General features: G+C 40.0%; 8 protein-coding genes and 1 pseudogene. 2 read left to right on the top strand and 7 right to left on the bottom strand.

The features are described from left to right. The first annotated feature begins 106 nt into the window (after window positions 1-106). Both BLR76_RS10265 and rnjA read left to right on the top strand, forming a co-directional pair. Complete coding sequence (locus BLR76_RS10265; RefSeq protein WP_091263916.1) at window positions 107-1,516, top strand: ISLre2 family transposase; 1,410 nt, start codon at window positions 107-109, stop codon at window positions 1,514-1,516. 272 nt (window positions 1,517-1,788) lie between these two features. Beyond that, the gene (gene rnjA, locus BLR76_RS10270; RefSeq protein WP_091268685.1) at window positions 1,789-3,459 is read left to right on the top strand and encodes a ribonuclease J1; all 1,671 of its coding nucleotides are present in this window, start codon (window positions 1,789-1,791) and stop codon (window positions 3,457-3,459) included. Between the two features lie 55 nt (window positions 3,460-3,514). Here the strand turns inward: rnjA and BLR76_RS10275 are convergent, their stop codons facing one another. The 7 genes and pseudogenes from BLR76_RS10275 to BLR76_RS12075 all read right to left on the bottom strand — a co-directional run. After that, window positions 3,515-4,150, bottom strand: coding sequence for a response regulator transcription factor (locus BLR76_RS10275; RefSeq protein WP_091268687.1), 636 nt, complete (start codon window positions 4,148-4,150; stop codon window positions 3,515-3,517). A 13-nt stretch (window positions 4,151-4,163) separates the two neighbouring features. Next, window positions 4,164-5,207, bottom strand: coding sequence for a sensor histidine kinase (locus BLR76_RS12395; protein ID WP_091268689.1), 1,044 nt, complete (start codon window positions 5,205-5,207; stop codon window positions 4,164-4,166). Next, window positions 5,204-5,941: a cell wall-active antibiotics response protein LiaF gene (gene liaF, locus BLR76_RS10285; protein ID WP_091268690.1), complete on the bottom strand. Its 738-nt coding sequence runs from the start codon at window positions 5,939-5,941 to the stop codon at window positions 5,204-5,206. The genes BLR76_RS12395 and liaF overlap by 4 nt, the downstream gene beginning before the upstream one ends. A 141-nt stretch (window positions 5,942-6,082) precedes the next feature. Next, complete coding sequence (greA, locus tag BLR76_RS10290; protein WP_091268695.1) at window positions 6,083-6,556, bottom strand: transcription elongation factor GreA; 474 nt, start codon at window positions 6,554-6,556, stop codon at window positions 6,083-6,085. Window positions 6,557-6,714: 158 nt separating this feature from the next. Further along, the gene (gene udk / locus BLR76_RS10295) at window positions 6,715-7,353 is read right to left on the bottom strand and encodes a uridine kinase (protein WP_091268691.1); all 639 of its coding nucleotides are present in this window, start codon (window positions 7,351-7,353) and stop codon (window positions 6,715-6,717) included. Window positions 7,354-7,433: 80 nt separating this feature from the next. Next, the gene (gene mltG / locus BLR76_RS10300) at window positions 7,434-8,519 is read right to left on the bottom strand and encodes an endolytic transglycosylase MltG (RefSeq protein ID WP_091268693.1); all 1,086 of its coding nucleotides are present in this window, start codon (window positions 8,517-8,519) and stop codon (window positions 7,434-7,436) included. A 212-nt stretch (window positions 8,520-8,731) separates the two neighbouring features. Next, window positions 8,732-8,976, bottom strand: a pseudogene (locus BLR76_RS12075) (group II intron reverse transcriptase/maturase); the annotation flags it as partial.

Here is an 8,976-nt window from a genome sequence, read left to right on the forward strand (position 1 = left end):
TCTATGTGTAAAATTAATGTCGGAAGAGGGGAAATTCGACCTAGACAAAAAGAAAGAAGACCCTTAATCTAGAGATAACGACAACGCTAGAGAAAGAGGTCTTCTTATGAATCAAATTATATCAGAAATCATCACAACTTTAAAGGATTCTTCTTCCCTTTTAGAAGCAGAATTAGCCTTAGAAACGGTTTTTCAACGTATCACTCAACAGTTACTCAGTGCCGCTATTAAACAGATTGATTTAGAATTACTTCATGATTACAAAGAACAAGGATATGAGATTGACAGTGTGCCTGACCGTACGCTTCAATTTACATTCGGAACCGTTGAATTTGAACGCCACCGTATGCGAAAAGAAGGCGAAAAAAGTGTGATTCCTTTTGATAAAGCCGTCGGCTTAAAGCCTAGAATCCGTAATTCTCCTCTTGTAGAGATGAAAGCAGCTCAAATAGCTTCAGATGGAACGTACCGCAAAGCAGAAGAAGCTATTAATCTTCTTACATCTTTTTCGCTGAGTCATACGACCATTCATACTATCACTCAAAAAGTCGGTGAAACCATTCAAGAATGGACAGAAACAGCACCTCTTCAAGACGAGACGTCTCAGAAAGATAAGAAAAAAACGCCTGTCTTATTTATTGAAGGTGACGGGTTAATGCTTACAAAAGGCAAGGAGAAAAAACGTCCTGAGATTCATCGTGTTCAGTTTCATGAAGGGGTAGAGTATAAAGGAAAACAGAAAAGACCTGTCTTAATTAATTCTAAAATGTTTGAGAGTACTGTATCAAGTAAAGAAGCTTTTAAACGTGCAAGCCTTTGGTTAGAGTCGCTGTATGATATACGCGAGACGATCGTCATTTCAAACAGTGATGGAGGCAGTGGTTACGACAAAGATAAATTCCATCAAATCATTGGCAAATGCCAGCGACACGAACATTTTAGAGATGCTTATCATGTAAACGAGAAAATCAAACAACGAATGTATTTTGATAAAAAGATGGAAAAGAAAATGAAAGAAGCTGTGCGTACATACGATTGGGATCGTATTGAAACCATAATCGCTACAACGGAGAGTCGCATTGAAATTAACAATGAAAAAGCAACTGAATTTCAGGAAGAACTTACCATGTTAAAAGCTTATCTATATAGAAATTGGGAAAGTCTTAAACCATTTAAAATGAGGGATTTACCCGTAAATAAAGGGATTGGTGTTTGCGAAAGTAATCATCGTCCTTATAGTTATCGTATGAAACGACAAGGACGAGGGTTTTCAGCTCAAGGTGCTGGGAATGTAGCAGCGATCATATCTGCACGTAAGAACGGAACGTTTCTCAAAGCGCTAACAGATAAAATACCGGAACTTACAACGAAACTCCAGCCGGAGTTTAAGGGTGCAGTGAGAGCAGCTTTGAAGAAAAGCCAACATAGACCTTCAATAGGTGTAAAAATTGGAAGAATAGCTAATAATGGCTCTCCATCAAGTCCAATGGGGCAATTACAGAAATTATTTAATTAGAACTGACTTTCTCAAGCCTTTTAAAAGCTCGAAGAGCAAAAAAGGCTTGAGAAAGACAAAAACAATAAACTACGTTTCAGATTTCTAGAATAAATTTCCGAGAATAACTTTACACATACTGGCGGCTTGCCTTCCTATACTTATTATTTTCAATATGGTAATATATTTATAGCAGTGGCTAGTACCCACTATACAGACCTGATGAGATTTATCTTTTTTTGTAAGTATTCATTAGCATACTGAAATCAAACATTATAAGGAGACTTTGAAATATGAAACCAAATATCAAGAACAATGAAACGGCAGTCTATGCATTAGGAGGACTGAATGAGATAGGAAAGAATACCTATGCTGTCCAATTCCAGGATGAGATCATTCTTATTGATGCAGGAATTAAGTTCCCGGAAGACGATCTTTTGGGTATTGATTATGTCATTCCCGATTACAGCTATCTGATAGAAAATCAGGACAAGATCAAAGGGCTTTTTATTACACATGGACATGAGGATCACGTAGGTGGAATTCCTTTCCTTCTTAAGCAGCTTAACGTCCCTATCTATGCTAATAAACTTGCTCTGGCTCTAATAAAGAATAAATTGAACGAACACAATCTGCTGCGTTCTGCAACACTTCACGAAGTCAATGAAGATACAGTCACCAAGTTCAGAAAGACTACTGTATCATTCTTCAGAACTACTCACAGTGTGCCAGAATCATACGGTATCGTTGTGAAGACTCCGAATGGTAATATTGTCCAGACTGGGGACTTTAAATTTGACTTCACACCAGTTGGAGAACCCGCAAATATCCACAAGATGGCTAAAATTGGAGAAGAAGGTGTTCTTGCCCTTCTGTCTGACAGTACCAATGCTGAAGTTCCAAACTTTACCAAGTCCGAACAGGTAGTCGGAGATTCAATTCGTAGTCTTCTTAAGAAAATCGATGGTCGTATTATTTTTGCGACATTTGCTTCAAATATTTCACGAATCCAGCAAGTTGTGGAAGCGGCTAACAAGACTGGAAGAAAAATTGCCGTATTTGGAAGAAGTATGGTCAATGCGATGGAGACAGGTCAGGAACTTGGGTATATCCAGGCAGAAGAAGGCACCTTCATTCACCCGAATGAACTGAAACGTTACAATGATAATGAGATCCTGATCTTATGTACAGGATCTCAAGGTGAGCCGATGGCAGCTCTCAGTCGTGTCGCAAACGGAACACACAGACAGATTTCCATCCAGCCTGGAGATTCAGTTATTTTCTCCAGCTCTCCTATTCCCGGGAATACTGTCAGCGTTAACCGTGTCATCAACCAGCTTCTTGAAGCTGGCGCAAACGTCATCCACGGAAAAATCAACAACATTCATACTTCAGGACACGGTGGTCAGGAAGAGCAGAAATTGATGCTTCAACTCATGAAGCCTAAATACTTTGTTCCTATTCACGGCGAGCATCGTATGCAGAAAATCCATGCATCTCTTGCACAGAAAACGGGCGTAGCTGAAGAAAACTGTTTTGTACTGGATAACGGTCAAATCGTCGCATTTACTGAAGACAGTGCACGACGCGCCGGAGACTTTGACGCAAAAGATGTTTATGTAGATGGAAGTGGGATTGGAGATATAGGTAACGTCGTCTTGAGGGACCGAAAAATCCTTTCTGATAATGGTCTAGTTGTAGTTGTAGCCACCATTGACCCTAAGAAGAAAGAAGTGCTTGCCGGACCTGATATTATCTCAAGAGGCTTCATATATATGAGAGAATCAGAAGAACTCATACAAAATGCTCAGAAAATAGCGTATAAGAGTATCCGGAAATCATTCGAACACAATTCCGTCAATGAATTTAAGTTGAGGAATGACCTGATCGAAGATATCAAGCAGTTCCTCTTTGCAGAAACTGAAAGAAGACCGATCATCCTTCCAGTTATTTTAACAAATTAAAAAAAGTGAGCGGACATCGTATATGTCTGCTCACTTTTTTATACCCAAGAGTCATCTACTCTTTGACCAGATCGTGTCTGAATGCATAAATGGCCACTTGAGTTCTATCTTCCACATCCAGCTTCGATAATATGTTAGAGACATGTGTCTTGACTGTCTTTAAAGTGATAAAAAGCTCATCCGCTATTTCCTGATTGGTATACCCCTTGGAAATAAGCTGAACCACCTCGTTCTCTCTATTAGTCAGTAGTTCATGAGGATAATGCTTCATGGATTCCTCTTTCTTCTCCTCCATGATTGAACTGACTTCGTCCTCGATATAATTATCACCGTTATAAGTATTCCTGACCGCTTTTGCAATTTCCTGAGCTGTAGATGTTTTTAAAATATACCCACAGGCCCCTGCCTGCATAGCTGGATATACCTTTTCATCGTCAATGAAACTTGTCAGGATTATGATTTTGGCCTCCGGCCATTGCGTCATCAACTGCTGTGTAGCTTCTGTACCGTCCATCACTTCCATTACCAGATCCATCAGAATAATATCAGGCTTTTCCTTAAGCGCCAGTTCTACTCCTATTTCCCCATTCTCGGCTTCTCCAACCACTTCAAAATCATCCTGTACTGAAAAAAAGGATGACAATCCAAGACGTACCATTTCATGATCATCTACTAACAACAACCGTATCACATAGTTTCCTCCTCTATACTATTGGTACATTGATCTCAATTCGTGTGCCGACATTTTTAAGTGAAATGATTCTCACATTCCCACCCATGCCTTCGATTCGTTCTCTTATATTATGTAGTCCGTAACTGCCTGCTTTCTTATCTTCCACTTTAAAACCGACGCCATCATCGATAACACTTAACTGTACCGTATCTCCGTTTTTTGTCAAATAGACTTCCAGTTCCTTTGCTTTGGCATGTCTGAGTACATTGGACAACAGCTCCTGAATGATCCTGAAAAAGTGGTCTTCCATGGTCTGAGCCATTGTAATCGAATCGATTGAATAGTGGATAACGATATCTATCTTCCCCCCCAGTTCCTTCAACAGCTGTTCTATCCCCTCCTTCAATGATTTACCGTCAAGCTGGATCGGCCTGAGATGAAGAAGCAGCGCCCTCATTTCGGTCTGTGAGGCATTTATAGTCTGTTCAACCATCTGGAGCTGTCTGATGATCGAATCAGGACAGTTATCTATCTGCTGATTCACTGCAGACAGCATCATTGAGGATGCGAACAGCTGCTGGCTTACTGAATCATGCAGTTCTCTGGCAATACGATGCCGTTCCTGCTCCAGGATTTCCTCTTTCGTTTCACTGCTCGCTCCGCCGGTTTCCTGAGCATTTCTTAAAGCCTGATCAGCCATGAACATCAGTTTTTCATGCAGGTTGAGAAACTGCCTGTCGACTTCTTCGCTCACCTGCAGCGGTGTATCCAATGAGTACATATTTAAAAAAATTGAGGCGGAATAATGACCTTGGCTCATCATTCTTAGTCCTTCTTCGACTTTCCTCAGTTTCTTTCTCTCAAAAGCTCTTAGATAAGTAAGCGTACTGACAGACAGAACAAATGAGAAAAGTATCAGGTAAACGATCAGCGAAATACCAATGAAATTCGCCTGGTAAAATACGCTTATCCACTGATTTTCTGATAGGGAGAGCAGAATAAAAATAGTTATGAATACTAAGGTAAACAGATACAGAATAAAAAATTTTGCCAGTAAAGATAGAGACTTTTTCATAAATAAATCACCTCTACTTCACCGACAAGCGTATTGGCCACGATCCTCAACTTTCTAAGTGAAGACTGATAATCCTTCGACTGCCACTTTATGGTTTCATTCTTGAGGTCATATTCTTCTGTATCGATAACCAGTTTTCCCAGAGTCAGACTGATATCTAGAGACAGCGCGACATCCTTGGGTACAATGACTTTTGTGTCTCCGAACCCTTTTCTGATGATAATAGTATTTTCTTTTTTGGGTAAAATAGTATTACCTAAATCAAAAAAAGTATCTCCCATCATCTTGGTGAAATTCTTGTCGTCCCACTCGAAAACTTTTTTTCCTTCCGAGTCGTCACCGAACCATCTGTTTCTCGTAAACTTCATTTCTGTTTCAGTCTCTTCATCCCATTCTACTGATATAAACTCCTTCTGATTCCAGTATTTATTTCTTCGAAATAAAGGATCCCTTATAGTACGTGAAAGTTTACTGTCAGAGTTGAACTCTACTATAAGAAACACACTGATAATGGCCCAGAAGGCACTGGTAAATACAAGTGACAAAGCAAAAAACACTACACTTGTCCAGAGCCACTGTGACTTTTTCCCGTCGTCAGTCCTGGAGAACTTATATAGCAGGAGAAAGAACAACCCGGCAATAAAGAACAGGAGAAGCATCCACGTATTAAATAGCTGATAGAACAGCCAGACGAAAAGTAAAATCATGATCGATCTGTAAATTGAAGAACTCATGAGCAGCTCCCCTCCTCTTTGTTATAGTTACAGTATATCTAAATAGCAGCTTAATAGCACTAGCTTCAATGAAATATCGGTCTCAGGTTGGATAAAAACAGGGCTGAAAGAAGAGGCAATCTCTCCTTTCAGCCCTGTTAATCAAAATACGTTTGTGATTTCAACTTCCATTGTTCCGCCAGGTGTATTGATCTGGACTTTGTCTCCGACTGTCTTCCCTAAAAGCGCCTGCGCTATAGGAGATTCATTGGAAATTTTACCTGAAAATGGATCTGCTTCTGCTTTTCCAACGATTGTGTACTCTTCCTCGATTCCATCCGGCAGTTCTTTAAAGATAACTGAACGTCCAAGAGTGACTTCACCCTCCTTGGAGTTGGAGCTGTCGATGATCTGTGCATTCTGAAGCATGTTTTCGATCGTGCTGATACGTCCTTCAATAAATGCCTGTTCATCTTTCGCAGATTCGTATTCAGAGTTCTCTGACAGGTCTCCGAATCCTCTAGCAATTTTTATTCGCTCGACGACCTCTTTACGTTTTACCGTTTTCAGTTCGTTCAATTCATTTTCTAACTTTTCTTTGCCTTCTAGTGTCATTGGATAGACTTTTTCTGTCATCATTTCATTCACCTCATAAAAAATACTTTTATATCTTACTGTTTAGAATCAATTGTTAAAATAATTTAAGAAAGAGCTGTCAACTAATTTCTCAATGGAACTAAGATACCACGAACATATGACGTTGTAAAGCGTTTTTAAGAATAAAGCGACCCTAATTAAAGGGAACGCTCTTCAAATATTGTATGAATCTTTGTAGTCATTAAATCGATCGCTACCTGGTTTCTTCCCCCTTCAGGGATGATCAGATCTGCATATTTTTTCGTTGGTTCGATAAATTGAGCATGCATGGGTTTGACCACTGTCAGATACTGGTCGATGACACTGTCCAGTGTTCTTCCACGTTCTTCAATGTCCCTCTTAATACGACGAATGATCCTGATATCGTCATCTGTATCAACATATAGCTTAATATCCATCAGGTTTCTTAAGCGGACATCTTCAAGAATAAGTATGCCTTCCAGAATAATTACTTCTTTAGGATCCTGAGTGATTGTCTCTCCACTTCTCGTATGTTTTGTATAATCATACACAGGCTTTTCGATACTATTATAACCTAGTAGCTCGTTCAGATGATTGATCAGCAGGTCAGTATCAAAGGCAAACGGATGATCATAATTGGTTTTTAGTCTTTCTTCAAAACTTAAATGATCCTGATTTTTATAATAAGAATCCTGTTCCAGCATCATTATGGACTTCCCAGGGAAATAGTTGTATATCGCCTGACTGACACTTGTTTTTCCACTTCCGGAACCTCCTGTTACACCTATGACTATTGGTTTATGCTTATCGTCCATGCTTTAATTCCTTCCCTGTTTCTGTTTAAATGGTTTTCTCAAGAAAAGCACTGAGCTCTTGTGAACTCAATGCTTTTTTATTATCTTAAATATTTGTTTTGATATTCAAGGTGCTGTTCGTATGTCTCAGAAAAATATATCTTCCTAGTAGATAGATCTGCCAGGAAAAACATGTAATCTGTCTCAGCCGGGTTCATACTTGCCCTAATGGACTCTTCATCCGGGTTATTGACCGGCCCAGGTCCTAATCCTCTGTGTTTATACAAATTGTACGGCGAGTCCACTTCAAGATCATCATATGTGATCCGTTCCTGGTGTTCTCCCAACGCGTAAGTGACACTCACATCGGTCTGAAGAGGCATGTTGATTTCCAGGCGGTTATAGAATACTCCTGAAATGAGTTCCCGGTCTTCATAAGTTATTCCTTCACGTTCTATGAAAGAGGCCATCGTAAGTATTTCGTGCACTGTGGTTTCTCTTTCCTCTATTTCCGCATAATACTGCTCCATAACTTGGTTCATTCTTCCAAGCATCTGGGTCACCAGTTCTTCTAGCGTAGTATCTGCAAACACTTCATAAGTAGCGGGGTAAAGGTAGCCTTCAAGTGTATAGAGCGTTTCTTCTCTCAGGTCCAGGGCTCCTTCAAGCAATTGAGGATACCGTTCCGCTGATGCTTCAAGAAACGCATCATCTTCTACCAGTTCGAAGAATTCCTCTGTAGTATACTCAGTCTGATTCTCAACGACAATGGCTACCTGCTCGATCGTGTAGCCTTCGGGAATAGTTAGCCTGCCCGTTGACTCTTCTGTGATCGGAGTACCGCCTTCCTGCAAATAGGTGACGATTTCGTCAGTCGACATTGATGGAGAGAATAAGTAGTACCCGGCCTGAAACCCTTCTTCACCCGTGAATCTCAAATGGTAATTGAAGACAAAGGCGCTTCGAATGATGTTGTTTTCTTCCAGAATACGTGCAATATCCGTTCTTGATGATCCGATGGGAATCTCAACAGGAACATCCTCATTGCTTTCAGCTTCCAGTGGTTCCAGGGAGGTCGTATAATAATGATACCCCGATACCACTAGTATAATCAGTAGTATGATTAATATAGAAACAATACTCAGAACAATTTTCCTTACTGTTTGAGTAGATTGTCTGTTGGGCATAAACTGTCCATCCTTTACCTGTGTAAGTTATCTCTATTATTATACACAAATTGCAATACAAGCGAAACATTTATTTTGGCTAGCTTGTGCCCATAAGCATAAAAGAGAGTTAACCAATATTTTGAAATTCAGTTCAATCGAGTAGGAGGTAAATAATTAATTTATTTACCGTCCTCTCACACCACCGTACGTACGGTTCCGTATACGGCGGTTCAATATCTTAAGTAAGCAGACTCTGCCAGGTCTCGTAGTGGAACTACGTTCCAACGGTAGAGTCTTTTCGTTGTAAGCACCCAATGAACCTCAGGTGTTTTTGATAATCTCCAGTACTTCTTTCTGGAGTAGCCTATGCGTTTAGCACTGTCCATATCTAGACCTAAACGCATTAATCTGCTAATCTTAGTACGCGGGTTTTTCCATCTTTTTAAAATCAGTTGTCTGATACGGTGATGCAGCC

It is taken from the genome of Alkalibacterium thalassium, from assembly GCF_900101165.1.
Lineage (GTDB): Bacteria > Bacillota > Bacilli > Lactobacillales > Carnobacteriaceae_A > Alkalibacterium > Alkalibacterium indicireducens.

Bases quoted from the DNA above. Each gene is read 5' to 3' on its own strand.
- mltG (WP_091268693.1), bottom strand. From the start codon at position 8,519: ATGCCCAACAGACAATCTACTCAAACAGTAAGGAAAATTGTTCTGAGT.
- BLR76_RS10265 (WP_091263916.1), top strand. From the start codon at position 107: ATGAATCAAATTATATCAGAAATCATCACAACTTTAAAGGATTCTTCT.
- liaF (WP_091268690.1), bottom strand. From the start codon at position 5,941: ATGAGTTCTTCAATTTACAGATCGATCATGATTTTACTTTTCGTCTGG.
- BLR76_RS12395 (WP_091268689.1), bottom strand. From the start codon at position 5,207: ATGAAAAAGTCTCTATCTTTACTGGCAAAATTTTTTATTCTGTATCTG.
- udk (WP_091268691.1), bottom strand. From the start codon at position 7,353: ATGGACGATAAGCATAAACCAATAGTCATAGGTGTAACAGGAGGTTCC.
- greA (WP_091268695.1), bottom strand. From the start codon at position 6,556: ATGACAGAAAAAGTCTATCCAATGACACTAGAAGGCAAAGAAAAGTTA.
- rnjA (WP_091268685.1), top strand. From the start codon at position 1,789: ATGAAACCAAATATCAAGAACAATGAAACGGCAGTCTATGCATTAGGA.